This is a genomic window from Halorussus marinus, from assembly GCF_004765795.1.
Classification (GTDB): domain Archaea; phylum Halobacteriota; class Halobacteria; order Halobacteriales; family Haladaptataceae; genus Halorussus; species Halorussus marinus.
On record NZ_SBIV01000012.1, the window covers coordinates 1 to 15,999 of the forward strand.

At 66.1% G+C, this 15,999-nt stretch carries 22 protein-coding genes and 1 tRNA gene; 8 read left to right on the forward strand and 15 right to left on the reverse strand.

Features of this window, described 5'->3' with window-relative positions:
• Positions 1-126: 126 nt before the first annotated feature.
• From EPY72_RS17510 to EPY72_RS17525, 4 genes are all read right to left on the reverse strand, one after another.
• On the reverse strand, positions 127-579 hold the full coding sequence (locus EPY72_RS17510) for a hypothetical protein (RefSeq protein WP_135807267.1): 453 nt from the start codon (positions 577-579) through the stop codon (positions 127-129).
• A 78-nt stretch (positions 580-657) separates the two neighbouring features.
• On the reverse strand, positions 658-1,074 hold the full coding sequence (locus EPY72_RS17515; RefSeq protein WP_135807268.1) for a hypothetical protein: 417 nt from the start codon (positions 1,072-1,074) through the stop codon (positions 658-660).
• Between the two features lie 2 nt (positions 1,075-1,076).
• Entirely contained in the window at positions 1,077-2,555 is a 1,479-nt protein-coding gene (locus EPY72_RS17520) for a hypothetical protein (protein ID WP_135807269.1), read from the reverse strand.
• Positions 2,548-2,946, reverse strand: coding sequence for a hypothetical protein (locus EPY72_RS17525; RefSeq protein ID WP_135807270.1), 399 nt, complete (start codon positions 2,944-2,946; stop codon positions 2,548-2,550). The genes EPY72_RS17520 and EPY72_RS17525 overlap by 8 nt, the downstream gene beginning before the upstream one ends.
• Before the next feature lie 264 nt (positions 2,947-3,210).
• Here EPY72_RS17525 and EPY72_RS17530 point away from each other — a divergent pair, with 264 nt between their 5' ends.
• Entirely contained in the window at positions 3,211-3,429 is a 219-nt protein-coding gene (locus EPY72_RS17530) for a DUF8053 family protein (protein WP_135807271.1), read from the forward strand.
• Positions 3,430-4,060: 631 nt separating this feature from the next.
• Here the strand turns inward: EPY72_RS17530 and EPY72_RS17535 are convergent.
• The 9 genes from EPY72_RS17535 to EPY72_RS17575 form a co-directional block, all read right to left on the reverse strand.
• The gene (locus EPY72_RS17535) at positions 4,061-5,905 is read right to left on the reverse strand and encodes a hypothetical protein (protein WP_135807272.1); all 1,845 of its coding nucleotides are present in this window, start codon (positions 5,903-5,905) and stop codon (positions 4,061-4,063) included.
• Positions 5,902-6,240 (reverse strand): hypothetical protein, encoded by a 339-nt coding sequence (locus tag EPY72_RS17540; protein ID WP_135807273.1) that lies wholly within the window; start codon positions 6,238-6,240, stop codon positions 5,902-5,904. The genes EPY72_RS17535 and EPY72_RS17540 overlap by 4 nt, the downstream gene beginning before the upstream one ends.
• A complete protein-coding gene (locus EPY72_RS17545) occupies positions 6,237-6,578 on the reverse strand; it encodes a hypothetical protein (RefSeq protein ID WP_210423567.1) in 342 nt (113 codons plus the stop codon). Before EPY72_RS17545 ends, EPY72_RS17540 begins: the two co-directional genes overlap by 4 nt.
• Positions 6,571-8,097 (reverse strand): DNA cytosine methyltransferase, encoded by a 1,527-nt coding sequence (locus EPY72_RS17550; RefSeq protein WP_368280864.1) that lies wholly within the window; start codon positions 8,095-8,097, stop codon positions 6,571-6,573. The genes EPY72_RS17545 and EPY72_RS17550 overlap by 8 nt, the downstream gene beginning before the upstream one ends.
• On the reverse strand, positions 8,085-8,381 hold the full coding sequence (locus tag EPY72_RS17555) for a hypothetical protein (RefSeq protein WP_135807275.1): 297 nt from the start codon (positions 8,379-8,381) through the stop codon (positions 8,085-8,087). Before EPY72_RS17555 ends, EPY72_RS17550 begins: the two co-directional genes overlap by 13 nt.
• Positions 8,378-8,893, reverse strand: coding sequence for a DUF488 domain-containing protein (locus tag EPY72_RS17560; RefSeq protein WP_135807276.1), 516 nt, complete (start codon positions 8,891-8,893; stop codon positions 8,378-8,380). The genes EPY72_RS17555 and EPY72_RS17560 overlap by 4 nt, the downstream gene beginning before the upstream one ends.
• A complete protein-coding gene (locus tag EPY72_RS17565) occupies positions 8,890-9,405 on the reverse strand; it encodes a PD-(D/E)XK family putative nuclease (RefSeq protein WP_135807277.1) in 516 nt (171 codons plus the stop codon). The genes EPY72_RS17560 and EPY72_RS17565 overlap by 4 nt, the downstream gene beginning before the upstream one ends.
• A complete protein-coding gene (locus EPY72_RS17570) occupies positions 9,402-9,713 on the reverse strand; it encodes a DUF7563 family protein (RefSeq protein WP_210423568.1) in 312 nt (103 codons plus the stop codon). Before EPY72_RS17570 ends, EPY72_RS17565 begins: the two co-directional genes overlap by 4 nt.
• Positions 9,714-9,991: 278 nt before the next feature.
• Positions 9,992-10,063 (reverse strand) — tRNA-Ala (locus EPY72_RS17575).
• 297 nt (positions 10,064-10,360) lie between these two features.
• Here EPY72_RS17575 and EPY72_RS17580 point away from each other — a divergent pair.
• From EPY72_RS17580 to EPY72_RS17595, 4 genes are read left to right on the forward strand one after another with little or no spacing between them, the layout of a single operon-like run.
• Positions 10,361-10,828, forward strand: a complete 468-nt coding sequence (locus tag EPY72_RS17580) for a 30S ribosomal protein S15 (RefSeq protein ID WP_134671996.1) — start codon at positions 10,361-10,363, stop codon at positions 10,826-10,828.
• On the forward strand, positions 10,829-11,983 hold the full coding sequence (locus EPY72_RS17585) for an exonuclease RecJ (protein WP_135807278.1): 1,155 nt from the start codon (positions 10,829-10,831) through the stop codon (positions 11,981-11,983). It abuts the gene before it with no gap.
• The gene (locus tag EPY72_RS17590) at positions 11,980-12,243 is read left to right on the forward strand and encodes a KEOPS complex subunit Pcc1 (RefSeq protein ID WP_135807279.1); all 264 of its coding nucleotides are present in this window, start codon (positions 11,980-11,982) and stop codon (positions 12,241-12,243) included. Before EPY72_RS17585 ends, EPY72_RS17590 begins: the two co-directional genes overlap by 4 nt.
• On the forward strand, positions 12,240-12,875 hold the full coding sequence (locus EPY72_RS17595) for a 30S ribosomal protein S3ae (RefSeq protein ID WP_134671993.1): 636 nt from the start codon (positions 12,240-12,242) through the stop codon (positions 12,873-12,875). Before EPY72_RS17590 ends, EPY72_RS17595 begins: the two co-directional genes overlap by 4 nt.
• Positions 12,876-12,914: 39 nt before the next feature.
• On the opposite strand, the gene EPY72_RS17600 is transcribed toward EPY72_RS17595, so the two are convergent.
• Positions 12,915-13,355 carry a plastocyanin/azurin family copper-binding protein gene (locus tag EPY72_RS17600; RefSeq protein ID WP_135807280.1) on the reverse strand — a complete coding sequence of 147 codons (441 nt, stop codon included), beginning with the start codon at positions 13,353-13,355 and terminating at the stop codon, positions 12,915-12,917.
• 113 nt (positions 13,356-13,468) lie between these two features.
• Between EPY72_RS17600 and EPY72_RS17605 the strand changes: the two genes are divergently transcribed.
• From EPY72_RS17605 to EPY72_RS19590, 3 genes are all read left to right on the forward strand, one after another.
• Complete coding sequence (locus EPY72_RS17605; RefSeq protein WP_135807281.1) at positions 13,469-14,194, forward strand: protein sorting system archaetidylserine synthase; 726 nt, start codon at positions 13,469-13,471, stop codon at positions 14,192-14,194.
• 57 nt (positions 14,195-14,251) lie between these two features.
• Positions 14,252-15,514, forward strand: a complete 1,263-nt coding sequence (locus EPY72_RS17610) for a HEAT repeat domain-containing protein (protein WP_135807282.1) — start codon at positions 14,252-14,254, stop codon at positions 15,512-15,514.
• Between the two features lie 76 nt (positions 15,515-15,590).
• The gene (locus tag EPY72_RS19590) at positions 15,591-15,743 is read left to right on the forward strand and encodes a DUF7837 family putative zinc-binding protein (RefSeq protein ID WP_168216066.1); all 153 of its coding nucleotides are present in this window, start codon (positions 15,591-15,593) and stop codon (positions 15,741-15,743) included.
• Here EPY72_RS19590 and EPY72_RS17615 read toward each other — a convergent pair.
• On the reverse strand, positions 15,732-15,974 hold the full coding sequence (locus tag EPY72_RS17615) for a hypothetical protein (protein WP_209019640.1): 243 nt from the start codon (positions 15,972-15,974) through the stop codon (positions 15,732-15,734). The genes EPY72_RS19590 and EPY72_RS17615 overlap by 12 nt on opposite strands.
• Between the last annotated feature and the right edge of the window lie 25 nt (positions 15,975-15,999).

The following is a 15,999-nucleotide window of genomic DNA, read 5'->3' on the forward strand; positions in this document are numbered from 1 at the left end:
TCCGGATGATCTCTCTGACGAACGACTCGGGGCTCGACAGCCATCCGGGTTTGTCTGAGATGGCATCCCAGACGAGGCCAACACCTCCATCTGACCCATCATCGGATGGATCGTCCGGTGCTTGGCTCATCTCCGGATCGCCTCCCACGCCGTCCGCGTCATCCAGGTCAGGACGATGACCTCCGCAATCGCGATCACGATAGCGACCACCCCGGCCTCACGGAGCTCAGCGCTCGCGGTCGCGAACGCTGTCGTCAGCATCGTGGTCGCTGTCGCCTCCGAGACCAGCGCGGCGAGGAACTCGGCGACCCCGCTCAGAAGGATCGAGTTCGCTTCGCTCACCGACGCGATCGCGGACGCGATTCCAACCGCGAACGCACCGATCCCCGAGGCCGCGATGTCCTCGGCCAGCACGCTCCACGCGATTAGTCCGCCGGCTCCGACCTTCGAGTAATCGCTCCAGTCGAACGACCCTCGAAACACCGCCCGGACGTCGTCTGTGCTGGGTAGAATGAACCCGCTGCCGGAGTCACCGCCGCCACTACCTGCATCCGCGAACTCGGTGTCGCTACCGCTCATCGAAGTTACCCCCTTGATGGTACTCGATGAGCGGCGAGGCGAACCGCGGCGATTCGTAGTGGCTCGGCCCCTGCATGGCTACTCCTCGTCTGACGCGCCCGAGAACCGGCTGAGGATCGGGACGTCGACGCCGGACAGGAAATCGATGTCGAGCAGGTCGTACGCGGTCCCGAGTAGCCACATCGTGGCGATGATCAACAGCAGAGCCATCAGCCAGCCGAGGAGACCCCACTCGTTGATGATCGCGTTCGCCGACGAGAGCGACCCTGCGTCGAGCAGTTCCGCCATCCCGCCGAGCGACGACTCCGTCAGGTTCGCCGTTTGCTCGGCCAGCGAATCCAGCGGGTTCGTGAACACGTTCTGGAGGCTGTCGATCCCGTACGAGATCGAATACCCGGCCGTCGCGATCGGCCCCGCGATCAGGATCTTGCGGATCGTCCCGCTCACCCCTTCGCCCTGCGCTTCCTCGATGATGTCTCCGACTGATTTCGCCATCGTTACCCTCCGATCCCGAGACCGCTGAGGACTCTCCCGATCCAGTTCTTGAACAGGACGCCGTAGCCCGTCACGCCCGCGATGAGGATGCCGGGGATGCTCTTGAGGAACCCGATGAACCCGTCCGCAGCACCGCCGATCGGGCCGCCGATGCCGCCCGACGTCGTCATCTCGTCCTCGTCGTCGTCGTTGACGAGCCACTCCTGATACACGACGTACCGAACGCCCTGCTGGATCGTGTCGTCAACCGTCACCGTCCCGTTGTGGCCCGCGTCCTCGTAGTCCGCGACGAGGTCGACCCATGCCGAGGAGTCTTCGAGGTCCTCGTAGCTGCTGGTCCCTGCGCCCTCGATGTACTGCGACGACAGCAGACGCGAGGACGGGAACGTCACCGTGTCGGTCAGTTGGGCGTTCCGGAGATCGAGGTCCTGGACGTCCGGGAACTCGTACGAGTAGTAGACGCCGAACCGCGAGTCGTAGTTGTACTCCTCGGCGTCAGCGAACTCGTACTCGGCGTTGTTCGCGTCCGCCGCGTCGAGGACGTAATCGAACTCCATGCCGTAGACGGTCGCGTTGTCGAACGGCGCGCCGAGCGAGTCGACGCTGTGGACGTCGTACGCGCCCGTCGGTTCGTAGACGGTGACGTTCTCGGTCGTGTTGTCGCCGTCCTGATCGATGTGCTGGACACCGTAGCTGACCTTGCTTAGCCGATCCGTCGACAGCGTCGTGAAATCAGCGTCGAGGTCGCCGTCGTTGACGATGATCTTGATCGACTGAATGCCGTCGAACGTGCCATCGCCCGACCCCTCGACCGCGAGGCCGGAGACGTCGGCCTGGGAGACGAATCCGTTGCCGGTGCCGTCCGCAAGGACGTCCGCGTCGTTGGCCGACGCCGAGCCGTTGAGGTGGAGGCGCTTCTCGTCGCCGTCACTGTCCGCGATGACGAGCTCGGCAGTACCGTTTAGCGTCTGGATGTTCGCGGCGGCCCAGAACACGCGCTTGCCGACATCGCTGGTGATCGAGACGCCATCGAAGGACATGGTGACAGACTCGGTGTTCGCCACGTTGGCGTCGACCGAGAGCGTCTGAACGTCCGCGTCAGGACTCGATACGCTCACGTCCGAGTTGGTGCCGGACGTGGTCGTCCACTCGCTCGCGTCGAGTGTCGAGTTCGATTCGGACGGAAACTGAGAAGCAGCATCGAAAGCGAGATTATCCGCGCGCAACGTGACCGGGTTCGACTCGTTCGCGAGCGAGCCGTTCAGCGTCTTCCAGTTCCCGTTGTCGTCTTGGTAGTCGAGCGTGGTGTTGTTCGTCCCGAGCTGGTGGGCGGCCTTCTCGACGGTGCCGGTGAACTCGGGGTTCGGCACCTTGTCGCTGGTGCCGACCGCGAGGCCGGTCGAGGATTGTGCGGCGGCGGGCATCGTCGCCATCAGCAGCACGGCGGTCAGCGCGAACACCTGCTGGAGCCGGTTACGCATCGAGACCACCTCCGAACGACCGTGCGGCGATGTAGCCGATCCCGATTGAAACGCAGAACACGATGAGCGCAGCCAGCCCTGTGTTCGGGAGGCCCCAGAGGTAGCCGCTCGCCGCGAGGCCGAGCCCCGAGCCGATCAGCGACCAGAACGACTGGTAGTCGGTGAGACCGAACCCGGACATCTCGACCTCCGTCCGAGCTGCGTGTCCGCCGTCGGTCGCGATCTCCTCGTCGACGTCGTCGAGGCGGTCCTCGTGATACACCGCGCCGAAGCTCGCCGGCAGGTGCACGGTGTTCTGGTCGACGTCGACGGTAACGGTGCCGTCGAGGTTCGGTGCCTGGACGGCGTGGGTGTGACCGTTCTGCTGGACGGCCACTTCTCCGTCAGTCATGCCGTCCTCCGCGGCGCTTTTCGAGGTTCCGCCAGTCGGTTGTCCAGTCAGTTCGTTCGTCATGTGACCCGTCATCTGTTGGGTCAGCAGTTCGGTTAGCCATAGTTCGGGTCCGAGCGCGCAGTAAATGCGGGCGCGCCCGTCACACACCCAGACTTTTTCAATCCTCTAAATAGTCAGTAAAATGGTTGTTTTGTAGTGGTTTTACCACCACAAGACCAACATTAAAGGGAGGTCAAGGTTTCTGTCGGCCTGATTCATCCAATGGCACTGCACAAACTCCGGAAGCTCGATGAATCGACCGCGGGCCTGACCGTCCCGATCGACGATCTGCGAGAGCTCGGGCTCGCAGACATGGACGGGAACCTCCTCTTCGAAGAACAGTACGCCCGCGTTCGGATGACTGATGACGGCGAGTGGGAGATCACGCTCGTCGACATGGACGCGACTACCAGCCAGTCCGCTGAACTCCCTGCCGACTGACCAAATTCGAAGACGGGGTGGCCGAGGACCGGTTGATCACCGTCTGAGTTGATGGCCGCATCTGATTTTCCTTTCATATAATCCAATAGAAACAGGGGTTCTCGGTTCTTCGTCTGTCGATTAAATCCCCCTTTTCGCTATTTGCTTCGCTGGATGCGAAGAACTCACGCGCGCTACGAGCGCGCACTACCGTAGAGGAGATAGGGGTCGTTCTTCCCGATCTTCCCTAACCGGGATACCGGCATTTCGCTCGTCCTACCGTGTGGTTTCGGCCGATTGGACATATGCGGTGAGGGCCGGGCCGTTCTGGCCCGGCCCGCATTGTTCTTGCCCCTTAGGGGCAACTACCGTAGGGGTGTTAGGAGATCCCGGACCCCCAGACCGAAACTCTTCAAGTAGGATAGAAGGCCTGGTAGAGTGGTATTCGGACGAATCAGCGGAAACAGTGGGGTCGAAAGCTGGCCGAAACTGGCGATCGTGTCGCCGAGGCCGCGATCAAACCGGACTGGAAATATATGCAAGATAGAAATTAATGCGGAGCGAAAAGAATCGCTAAACGAACCAGCGAAATAATGTTGAAAAGGAGAGTGTCGCCACTGCATACCGACGCAAGCCCGGCCGCGAGAGACCGCTATCCTCTCGCGAACAGCGCCGGGTACGGGTCGGTCCGGATCTCGACGTGCTCGCCGTCGATATGCTCGCCGTCGAGCGCAGCGCCGAGCTGCTCGCCAGTCAGGTGGATGTCGTCGAACGTCTCCCAGTTCGCTGACTCGTCATGATCGTCGCTATCGCTCTCGTCGCTGCTATCGTCCTCGGAACCACCATCGTCCTCGGAGTCGGCCTTGCGCTCCTCTCGGTTCTGCTGGCGATCCTCGCGGCGCTGCTCGGCGCGCTCGCGGATGTCCTTGAGATCCTCTTCGGGATGGATGGCTTCGAGTTCGTCGAGCGCGTTCAGCCGCAGCTCCTCGTTGTTGAACACGATGAGTCGTGGCATGCTGATCCGGAGTAGCACGTCGTCCTCGACGAAGTCGGCGACCATCTCCTGGACGTAATCCTCGGTGAAGCCAGTGATCTCGGCGAGTTCCTCGTAGGACGCGCCGTTCATCGTCGCGATGGCGTAGAGGAGATCCCACTTGCTCTGTGTACCGGACTGACCGTAGACCGTGTTGAGGATGCGGCGGAGTCGCGTCTCGTTCGCCTCCTGGACGGCGGCCCGCCAGCCAGTCGGAACGAGCGTGTCGATGCGCTCGCGATCTCGTGGCTTGTAGTAGTCGTCCTCACGGAGCAGGCCGAGATTCAACCCGGAGCGGACGGCGATCGTCGAGGCGAGTTGGCGCAGCGTCGCCCGGAGCGCAGCCCACTCGTCGGCGTGTGGAAGTTCGGTCTCGTGGTCGGTCCCGGCGAAGAACGCTTCGAGCTTCGGCTCGGAGAGTCGCTCGTCGCGCGGACTGCCGTTGATCCGGTAGACCTTCGCGCCGAGCTCGATGCCGTCGCGCTGAGCGAACGCGTTGAATCCGAGCACGTCCCAGCGGTCGCTACGGACCATCTCCTCGACGAACATCCCCTCGCGCATGGTCCCGTCACCGTCGACATCCCCGGAGCCACCGTACTCCAGCATCGACTTCGCTTCGCGGAGGCGCTTGACGACAGCGTCCATGTACTTACTCTCGAACCGATGGTGAACCTCGCCCTTCCAGACCTTCCAAGAGTCGCGGTTGAACGCCGACCAGTCGGGCCGATCGACGCCGAGCGCTGCTGCGGCTCGGTTGGCGACCTCGATCGTGCGGACGAGCGACTCTTTCGAACCGGCGTAGGTCGTCTGGGTCCGGAACTTCGTTCCCTCGCCGTGCTGGGCGACCATCGGGTCGCCGGACGGTAAGACGAGGCTCTCGTCTTGGGGTTGGATCCAGCACTGGAACGAGACCGGAGTGCGGAGGTTGTCGTCGATGTTCGCGGCGAGCTCTCCGGAGTCCTCCTCGTAGCGCATCACCGAGACGTTGTACTCGTAGTACTGCGAGACCAGCGCTTCGGCGCCGGCCTGCGGGCCGGCGATCTCGTCGTCGACGTCGCGACCGACCTTCCAGCCCTTCGAGGAGAGGACGAGGTGGGCGGGGTAGTCGTCGTGGAGCCAGTCGAACTGCTGGTGAACGTCCTCGTCGAGGACGATCGGCTCGTCCTCGGGTTCGATATCGAGGTGCTGCCAACCGCTCCACAGCCGGGTGTAGAAACTCTCGCCTTCGTCGTCTTCGTCAGCAAGGTCTTGCAGCACGGCCTCGATGCCGTGGCCGTGCTCGATGGGGTCCGGATAGTCGATCGCGTCGTAGTCTTTCAGCAGCACCTCGCTCTCGTCATCCTCGTCGGGAACGGGAGCGAGGCGACCCGTCGACGTGTAGTCGTGGGCCATGTGGGCGCTCTGCTGAGGATCCTGATCGTCGAGCGAGATGGTCGCGGTCTGCGTCGGGGCGTCGGCGCTCATGCTGCCTCCGCGAGCGCTGGCTCGGGGCTCGCGACCCGGACGGTCTCGCCCTCAATCTGGGCGTCGACGCGCTCAAAGTGATCCGGCGCGACTTCGTCGGGAGCGGGGAGTACGACGTCGACTCGGCGGCACTCGCAGCGCCAGCCGTAGACCGGGAGATCGTCAACAACGCGCGCCTCCAGAAGGTCACCTGGGACGGTCGGCGTCCCGATGGTGCTGGTTACCTCGGAGCCGCAGAGCGGACAGAACGCGGCGTCGAGGTGCTCGTCGTAGTCGGCGACGAGGACGATGGTGCGCGGTTCGACGAGGTCAGACGAAGACTCGCGCACCGTCACGCCGAATCACCGCCCTGCTGGGTTTCCGTGCTGGACTGCTCAGTTCTCGTATCTTGTGTGCGGGCGCTTCCGCCGTCGGTCTGGAGAAGAGTGGCCTGCTCTGTGGTGTCTTCGCTACTGCGGCTGCGATCGCGGATCTCGTGCCGGCGAACGTACCGAATCCAGTCGTTACACTCGTGGCAGGTGGTTCCACCGAGTTTGTCAGTCAGCGCTTCTCTGAACTGTCCTCCACAACCCGGGCATTCGATGGGGACGGGCGTCACTTCGTCAACGGAGTCCACGACCACCTCGTGGTCGTAGTCCGATTGCTCAGTACCGTCCGTGGACCGATCAGTCATCGGACGACACCTCCTTGGCACCGGTGAAAGTCCGCAGACTCGGCTCCTCCCCGGTTAGCGCCTCCGTGACGAGCGCCTTCGCCAGATGCACCGGCACCGCGTTCCCGATCTGGGCAGTGCGCGCGGCCTTCGTCCCGCCGGCGAACTCGTACTCCGGCGGGAAACCCTGGGCTGCGGCGAGTTCACGAGGCTGGAGCATCCGGTAGCGGAGCCCGAGTCCCCACGGGGAGAGGTCGGGAACGCACAGCGCGTGGCGGTCCTTCGTCGTCACCGTCGGCAGTGGCTCGTCAACGTCGGCGGTGTCGCTGTTGCCGTAGTACTCGACGAGGAACGGACTGACGAGGTGACCGTCGTGGTTCGACGCCGTCACCGTGTGCAGCGGCCGCTCGCTGGGGTCGTACGTCGCGTTACTGTGGAGGCCTCTTTGAGGGCCGTTCCGCGGCTTCACGAACGCTTTCTCCGCGTGGATGCAGTGAATCGCGCCCCGGGTGGCGATGGTCGGCACGGGGTCCTCGCTGGCGTCCCGTGCACGAGCGTTCGAGTGCTGGCCCATCACCATCGACGTCGGCGTACCGCCGTCGGCCGCCACGGTCGTCGCCTCGGCTTCCACGAGGAACGGCGCGTCGCGGTTCTCGACGGCGTCCGCGACCGCGTCCGCAGAGACGACGTCCTCCTGCATCGCCTCAACGTCCTCCGGGGTGATGCTGGCGAGTACGTCCGCGTACCCGGCGAGTTCCTCGCCGCAGTGCTCGCGGATGCCCTTCGCGATGCGCTGCATCGTGTTGTTCGACAGCGGTCGGCTGCGTGTCCAGATCGACTCGCCCATGTCCGACCAGTCGATAACCTCCGCAGCCGGCCGCCACAGCTCGCGGTCGCCGTCCTCGGTGGGATTTCGGGCGTGCGTCGGCGCTGGATGCGTCGCACGTCGGTCCCGACGGCCGACGACGAACAACCGGCGGCGCGAGGTGGCATCGCCGTAGTCGGCCGCGTTCAGCACGTCCCAGTCGATAGAGTAGCCGAGCGAGCAGAGGGCGTCAGTCCACGCCTCGAAGGTCTCGCCGTTCCGGGTCGGCTGACCGTCATCGTCGATCGGCCCCCAGGACTTGAGTTCGGGGACGTTCTCGACGAGCAGCGCGTTGGGTCGGGTTTTCTGCACCCAGTCGACGACGTGCCACGGCGACGCGCGGCGCTGCTCGTTCACGGGTTTGCCGCCGCGTGCACTTGAGAAGTGCGTGCATTCGGGGCCGGCGACGAGCAGATCGACGTCGTCGTCGCCGACGACGTTCGGCGGGTGGAGTTCTTCGACCTTCGCGTTGTGCTGTTCGGCCCACGCGTGGTTTCGGCGGTGGGTTTCGATGGCGTCCGTGTCGTGGTTCACCGCGATCAGCCGGACGTCCATGTCTAGGTTCTCGCAGGCGAGCGCGAGACCCGTACTGAAGCCACCGCCACCGCAGAACAGGTCCACGGCGGTCAACTGATGAGTTCCGCTCGCTGACTGCTCACTCGTCACTTCAACCACCTCGCTTCGGGACGGAGGTCGTGACGAGCGCCGTACTCGCGCACCTCGATTGTCTCGGCAGCTGCCCAGTCGTCTGGGAATTTTTCGGAGTCCTGTGACCGAACTTCGTGGTGGATATCCACGCCGACCCCGTGGAAGTACTCGATGACGAGTCGGTGCTCAACCGTCTCGTGCCTGTGGCGAATCCCGATGAACGGCTTCGTCGACCACTCGGAAAGAACATGCTGTCGGTCTGACTCCCATCGCTTTGCGGGGTCCTGACCGGTCGAGTACTTTGCCGTCATGCTGTCTCACCTCCGGAGAACTCGGTCAGGCTGGCGAGTTCTGGACCGTCCTGCTCGTCGGTAGGCTCGTCGAGGTCCGATGGGTCGGGGTGATGCGAGACCTCGACGTCGAGGTCGTCGGCCAGCACGTCGGCGAGGACGTGTCGATGGCAGTACCGCGGGTTCTTCTCCCAGCAGACGAGCCAGACGTTGCGATATTCGGCTCTGTCGCGGAGTTCGTCGAGGACTTGCTGTTGGCCCGCACCGTCGAGGTGGTCTCGATAGCGGTCCTCGAAGTTGACCGTACGCCATGCAGCGGCGCTCGGGTTGGCGACTCCATCTCGGTCGCCCGCTTCCTCGACAGTCTTGAACGCGTTGAGGAGATCGTCGGGCGGGGCGACCGCGGGAACGTTGCGGTCGGTGACGCGGAGAACGAAGTCCTTCGGGTAGCGGACGACGCCGAGGACGAGGTCGCCGTCGTCGGGGTGGACAAGGGACCCGAGACCGCCGAAGTAGGTCGTGTAGAGCGTCACCGCCGGTCACCTCCCTCGATGTCGTCGGGATCAATAATGCGCGACCACGCCAGTTGCCGGTAACCTCGCTCCGAGCGGTCTCCCTCGACGGTGGTCCATCCCTCAGGCAGAACCTCGTCGAGGAGAGACGCCGGGATGACGGCCATCGCGAGGACGTGCTGGTTGCGGCCCGGGTGCGGGTCGTACACCGCGACCAAGTATGCGGCATCCTCGTCGAGAAGGCGTTCATGCTGGCGCTCGCGGATGAAGATGCGGCCGCGCGCGCCACTGGCGAGGCGTATCTGAGCGCTCTTGATTTCGACGTGTGTGCCCTTCGCGATCAAGTTGATACCGCGGAAGATGACGACATCGGTCGTAGTCGGGTCGAGCAGCGAGTCGGCCTGCGCGTCGCACCACTCGGCTTCGCGGTCGCTGACGTACGCAAGTTGTTCGACGCGCTGGAGAACATTCGCCTCGACAGACTCACCCGCGACCTTCGGATGGGGAACCGCGGGCGCATCGGACTCACTCACTGGAACGCACCTCCTGCCTTCGCGTGACTGTTGCGCAACCGCCAGGGTTCGTCGGCAGGGTCAGTGTGATTGACATCGCGACCCGCGCCGGTTCCCTTCTGGAGACGGGTGATGGTGTCGCACTCAATGCAGCGGTGGACGATGTCCTGGTCGTCACCGAAGACGCGGCGGAACTGCTCGGTGACGTGGGTACCGCAGAACTGGCACTGGTCGAGTTCAGGGTTATCGTTGCTCGCGTCCGCGAGGTCGTCACTGGCAGCCTCCGAGTTGTCGGCCTGGGTGGCTTCGGGATTGTGGAGGACCGCCATCAGGGCCGACACCTCCCGTCGTTGAGGGCCGGGCAGTCTTTCTTCGGCGTGTCGATGGCACAACCGCAGTAGATACAGACGGGCGTGTAGCGGTCGATGCTCACGCTGACCACCCCAGTTCCCTAATCTGACCGCGGGAAGGCGGTGACCCGCGTGCCGGATGCGAAGCTACTCGCTTTCTATTGGGGGTATGTTGAGATGTTGATTCGCCGGTTTCCGGGGAGAACAGACGCGTAGCTGTCTGTTTAGTTTCCCCAGATACAGCTTTAAAATCTGGATGGACTCGCCGGGATTTGAACCCGGGGCCTTCCCCGTGCCAGGGGGATGATCTACCGCTGATCTACGAGCCCTCGAACGCATCCTCACGTTGTCCGGGGCTACTGATAAACCTCTCGGAATCCGGCCACCCCGGTGGGCGCTCACACGCCGGCGGGGAATGTGACCATTTAATTACCTCCGGGCACTTCCTTGAGCTACGGGAACGGCACAGCCGCAAATCTGACTCGCCGGCGCTCGCGGGCCTCGCCCGCGACGGGGTCTCGGACCCCACCTCTTGACCGGCTCGGGATTGCGGACGTGCACGCGTCGGACCGACGCACCGCACACCCACAGGACCACAGCGGACTGTGCAGTTCCAATCACCAACAATGGCACGAATGCACACCCGCCGCCGCGGCTCGTCCGACTCGGACAAGCCGGTGGCAGACGAACCCCCGGAGTGGAGCGACGTAGACGAAGACGAGATCGAAGCCCGCATCGTCGAGCTGGCCGAGCAGGGCCACAGCCCCAGCGAGATCGGGCTGAAACTGCGCGACGAGGGCGTGAAGGGCACGCCGGTCCCCGACGTGAAGCTGGCGACCGGCAAGAAGGTCACCGAGATCCTCGAGGAGAACGACGCCGACGACGACCTCCCCGAGGACCTCCGGAATCTGATGAAGCGGGCCGTCCGCCTGCGCGAGCACATGGACGAGAACCCCCAGGACCACGCCAACAAGCGCGCGCTCCAGAACACCCAGTCGAAGGTCCGTCGCCTCGTCGACTACTATCGCGGCGACGAGCTCGACGAGGAGTTCACGTACTCGTACGACACCGCCAAGGCGCTCCTCGAAGAGTAGATGTCCACCTCGGGTCGCCGCACAGCCGACGGGCACGCTCCCGACGCCAGCGACGTGGCCGCGACGCTCCGCGAGTCGGAGTTCGTCCGGCTGCTCGCGCGCGCCGACGGCGACTGCCTCGCCGCGGCCGGGCTACTCGCCGGCGCGCTCGCCGAGCGCGGCGTCCCTTATCAGGTGCGGGTCGGCCGGTTCGGCGAGACGCTCGCCGACGGCGATCGCCGCGACGCGACCGTCGGCGTCGGACTCGATCCGTCGGCCGACGCCCACCTGCCGGCCGAGGCGACGCCGGCGAGCGCGACCGCCTTCGACGCGGCGGGCGACCTCGACGCCTCGCCCGATCCGGCGCTCGCGCTGGCGGGCGTCCTCGCGAGCGACGCGCCACCCCGCGACCGAGCGGTCCGCGTTCGCGAGGCCGCCCGAGAGTCGAGCGTCGAGCGCCGACCCGGCGTCGGGGTGCCGACCGACGACCTCGCCGACGGGCTCGCGCACACGACGCTCGCCCACGCCGACTACTCCGGCGACGCCGGCGCCGCGCAGGCGACGCTCGCCGAACTCGGCCTCCCGGCCGAACTCGACGAGTCGGCCCGACGGACGGTGGCCTCCGAGTTCGCGCTCGCGGTTACGGGCGGCCCCGAGGCGACCGCGCGGGCGGCCGAGGCGGTCGAGCGCGCGCTCAGACCGCACGCGCTCGCCGACGGTCCCTTCGCGACCGTCGAGGGGTACGCCGACGTGCTGGCGGCGGTCGCCCGCGAACGACCGGGCACCGCGAGCGCGCTCGCGCTCGGTCACGACGCGCGGACCGACGCGCTCGACGCGTGGCGCGACCACGCCCGAGCCGCCCACGGGGCGCTCCGGGCGGCCACGACCGCCCGGTACGACGGCCTGTTCGCCGCCAGAACCGACGCCGCGCCCGTCGAGACGGTCGCCCGACTCCTCCAGGACTTCCGGTCGCCCGAACCCGTCGCGCTCGTCGTGACCGACGAGGAAGCGGCCGCGGCCGCGACCGACGAGCGGGCGATCGGCGCCGCGATGACCGACGCGGTCAACGCGGTCGGCGGCGTCGGCGGCGGCACCGCCCGACGCGGCTACGCGCGGTTCGATCCCGAGACGGACGCCAAGGAGTTTCTCACCGCCTTCCGGGAGGCCAACGCATGAGTCGCACGGCGACGATCCGGACGGAACTCGACGACGCCGAGACGATCGCGGCGGCGGTCCGCCCCGACAACACGTCCGAAATCGACACTCGCGTCGACGAGACGAGCGGGGACGCCGACGGCGTCGTGGTGACGACCGTCGAGCGCGAGACGACCGGCGGACTCCGGACCACGGTCGACGACTACGTGGTGAACCTCGCGGTGGCCAAGCGAGTGGTACAGGCAGCCAAACGACACGCAGACGCTACAACACAACCATGAGCGAACGATCAGTTTCCAAGCAGAAACAGGAGAAGCGGTGGTACACCATTCACGCCCCACAGCAGTTCGACCGGGCCGAACTCGGTGAGACCCCCGCGGACGAACCGGACAAAGTGCTGGGTCGCAACGTCGAGACGACGCTCGGCGACCTGCAGGGCGACGCCAGCGAGAACAACACGAAGCTCACGTTCAAGATCAACGACGTGGGAAGCGACGCGGCCTACACCGAGTTCGTCAAGCACGAACTCACCCGCGACTACCTCCGCAGTCTGGTACGGCGCGGCGCCTCGAAGGTCGAGGCGTACGTCACGGTCCTCACGACCGACGACTACCGCGTGCAGGTCCAGCCGGTGGCGTTCACGACCAAAGACGCCGACGCGAGCCAAGAGAAGGCGATCCGGGACACGATGACCCGCATCGTCGAGGAGGCCGCCGAGGACCGGACGTTCGAAGACCTCGTCGACTCCATCGTCGAGGGCCGACTCTCGTCGGCCATCTACGGCGACGCGAAGACGATCTACCCCCTCCGACGCGTCGAGATCAAGAAGACGACCCTCGAAGCCCGACCCGAGGAAGTCGCCGCCGAGGAAGAGACCGCGGTCGACGTCGACGAAGACGAAGTCGAGGTCTGAGCCGGTCGCATTTTTCGTTTTATCGACGGTCCAGAGTGGCTACTCCGTCACGACGACGGTTCCGACCATCCCCGACGGCTCGTGGGGGATACAGAAGTACTGGTACTCGCCGGGCACCTCGAAGGTGTGTTCGTACACCTCGCCCGACTCGATGCGACCCTCGAAGCCGGCCATCCACCCCTCGCGGGCGGCCTGCTCGGTGTCGAACCCGCCCGACGCGAAGAACTCGGCGTCCTCGGGGATCCCGGACTCGTACGCGGTGACGGTGTGGCGGCGGTTGCCCGTGTTCTGGAAGACGACCGTGGTTCCGGCCTCGACGGTTATCTCGGCCGGCCGGAAGAACGACGCGCCCATCCCCACGTCGTGGTCGGCGTCGTCGCCTCCCGAGTCGTCCGGTTCGGTGATGCCGAGCCGCGCACAGCCAGCGAGCCCGACCGTCGCGACGCCAGACGCCCCGGCGAGAAACGTTCGGCGGTCCATGGTCGACTCTCGGGACGGCGAAGGTATATGGCTCACGGAAGCCCGGCGGTCGGGCCGACGCGGGGGCGGTCGATTATAAAAACGTATGAAGGCCGATCACCGACCCCGAACGTATGCAACCTCGGTTCGTCGGTCGGCTCGGCCTCGCCGACGCCGTGACGGTCGCGAACGCCGGACTGGGCTTTCTCGCGGCCGTCGCCGCCACCGTCGAACCCGAACTCGCGGCGCGCGTAGTGTTGCTCGCGGCGATCGCCGACGGCCTCGACGGGGTCGTCGCGCGCCGGACCGGCGGGACGCCCGCCGGAGAGTACCTCGACTCGCTGGCCGACGTCGCCTCCTTCGGAGTCGCGCCGGCGTTCATCTCGTTCGTGATCGCGCGCGAGCAGTGGGGGCTCGGCGGTCCGTCGCTCGCGACCGCGGCGGCGTTCTGCGTGCCAGCGCTGTTCGTGGCGATGGCGGTCGTTCGACTCGGCCTCTACACCGCTTACGACGTCGGCGACCACCGCACGGAGGGCGTCCCCTCGACGCTCGCGGCCACCCTGCTGGCGGCGGCGGTGCTGGCGGGCGTCGAGAGCGCCGCCGTGCTCGTCGGCGCGACCGCCGCGTTCGCGTACCTGATGGTGACCTGCATTCCCTACCCCGACCTGTTCGCCCGCGATGCGATCGCGATGGGTGGCGTACAGCTCCTCGCGGTGCTCGCGCCGACCGCGTTCGGGCGGGCGTTCCCCCGGCTGTTGCTCGGGGCGGCGCTCGCGTACCTCCTGCTCGCGCCCCGATTCTACTGGCGCGAGGGCTCGGACGCCCGGCCCGCGGCTCAGATGGAAGGGAAACGCTCTTGAGGCGTACGAACCCAGTTTCGGGTATATGAGCCGAGCCAGTCCAGCGGGGTGGGCCGCATGAGCGACGACGAGGCCGACGCGCCCGCGGAGGACGCTAAGGACGACCCAGCCGAGGCGGACGCCCAGACGCCCGTCTCGGCGGACACCGTCGAGGACCAACTCGACGCCGCCGCCCAGAACCTCGACGCCGCCGAGACCGAGACCGACCTCGACGCCGTCGAGGCCGAACTCGACAAGATCGAGGGACTGCTCGAGAGCGCCGACCTCCCCGAGCCCGACGACGAGGACGAGGAGAGCCGGCGCGAGGAGTACGAGTCGCAACTCTCGGATCTGCGCGGGGACCTCGAAGCCGCCCGGGGCCCCTACGCAGAGGACGTCATCGAGGAGATCGAGGGCGTCGAGTCGACCGTCGCCGACACCCGGTGGACCGACGACGGCCGCGACCAGCTCCGGGAGACGGTCGAGACCTTCGTCGCCGAGGTCGAAGAGATTCTCGACACCGAGCTCGCCGCGAGCCTCACGACCGACATCGAGGACCTCTCGTCGGCGCTCTCGGACGCCGCGGTCGCGGTGGGCGACGCGGCGCTCGATCCCGACGACGACGCCGACACGATCGCGCAACTGGTCGAGGCCGCCGAGACGCTCCAAACCGGCGTCGAGGACGCCGAGGAGTGGGACGACCTCGAAACCCGCGATCAACTCCGTGCACAGGGCTTCTACGAGGTTCTCGACCACCGCAAGGACTACCCGCCGGAGTGGCACGCCCTGAAGGTCTGGGAGAAGCGCGACCGGGCCGACATGGTGTTGCTCGCGCTCGAGAGCCTCGAGTCGAACTTCATGGAGCGCCACTGCCTCGAATCGCTCGAACGGATGGGCAACCCCGACTCGCTCGACGCGATGGTCGAGCGGGCGGGTCGGCGGGACAAGCCCGCGATCCGCATCCTCGGCAAGATCGGCGAGGAAGAGGGCCTCGACGCCGTGCTCGACTACGTCGATTCGGACCCCAACCTCGCCAAGCCCGCGCTCAAGGCGGCCGGCGAGATCGGTAGCGACGAAGCGACCCAGCCGGTGGCCGACCGGCTCGTGGCCGACGACCCGTCGGTCCGGAGTCAGGCCGCCCGCGCGCTGGGGCTCATCGGTGACACCCGCGCGATCGAACCGCTCGCGGACACCCTCGAAAACGACGAGGCCGACGAGGTGCGGGCCAGCGCGGCGTGGGCGCTGAACCAGATCGGCACCGAGCGTGCGCTCGACGCCGTCCGTCCGTACACCGACGACCGGGCGTTCCTCGTCCAGAGCGAGGCCGAGAAGGCGCTCTGAATCGGTAACACCCGATTACTCCGTCTTACACGCCGGATAACAAAGGCCGCGGTGAGCTTTCTTCGGGTAGCTGGACATGACACGCCGACAGCCGTTCGGCCAGTGTCCGAACTGTCACGGGTCGATCACCCGCGACTACGTGCTCATCGAGTACGAGTCGGAGGGCCGGCCGGCCGCGTTCGCGGAGTGTCCCGACTGTCGGGACGTCGTCCACCCGTCAGCGGAGTAACGCCGCCAGAAACTGGAGCGCGAACGCGACCGCGATGAGGAACGCGCCGACCCGCCCAGCCCAGGTGTGTTCGGTCACCTCCGCCGGCGAGATGTCGACGCTGTAGTCGTTGTACTCGGAGCTGTACTCGACGTAGCTCGGCATCTGGAAGAACTCGAAGAAGACGAGGCTGGCTCCCAGCGCGCCGAGCGCGTACCCCGCCAGTTCGATCGCCAACGCGGTCGCGACCATACGAACACCGCCGAACCTGTCGAGC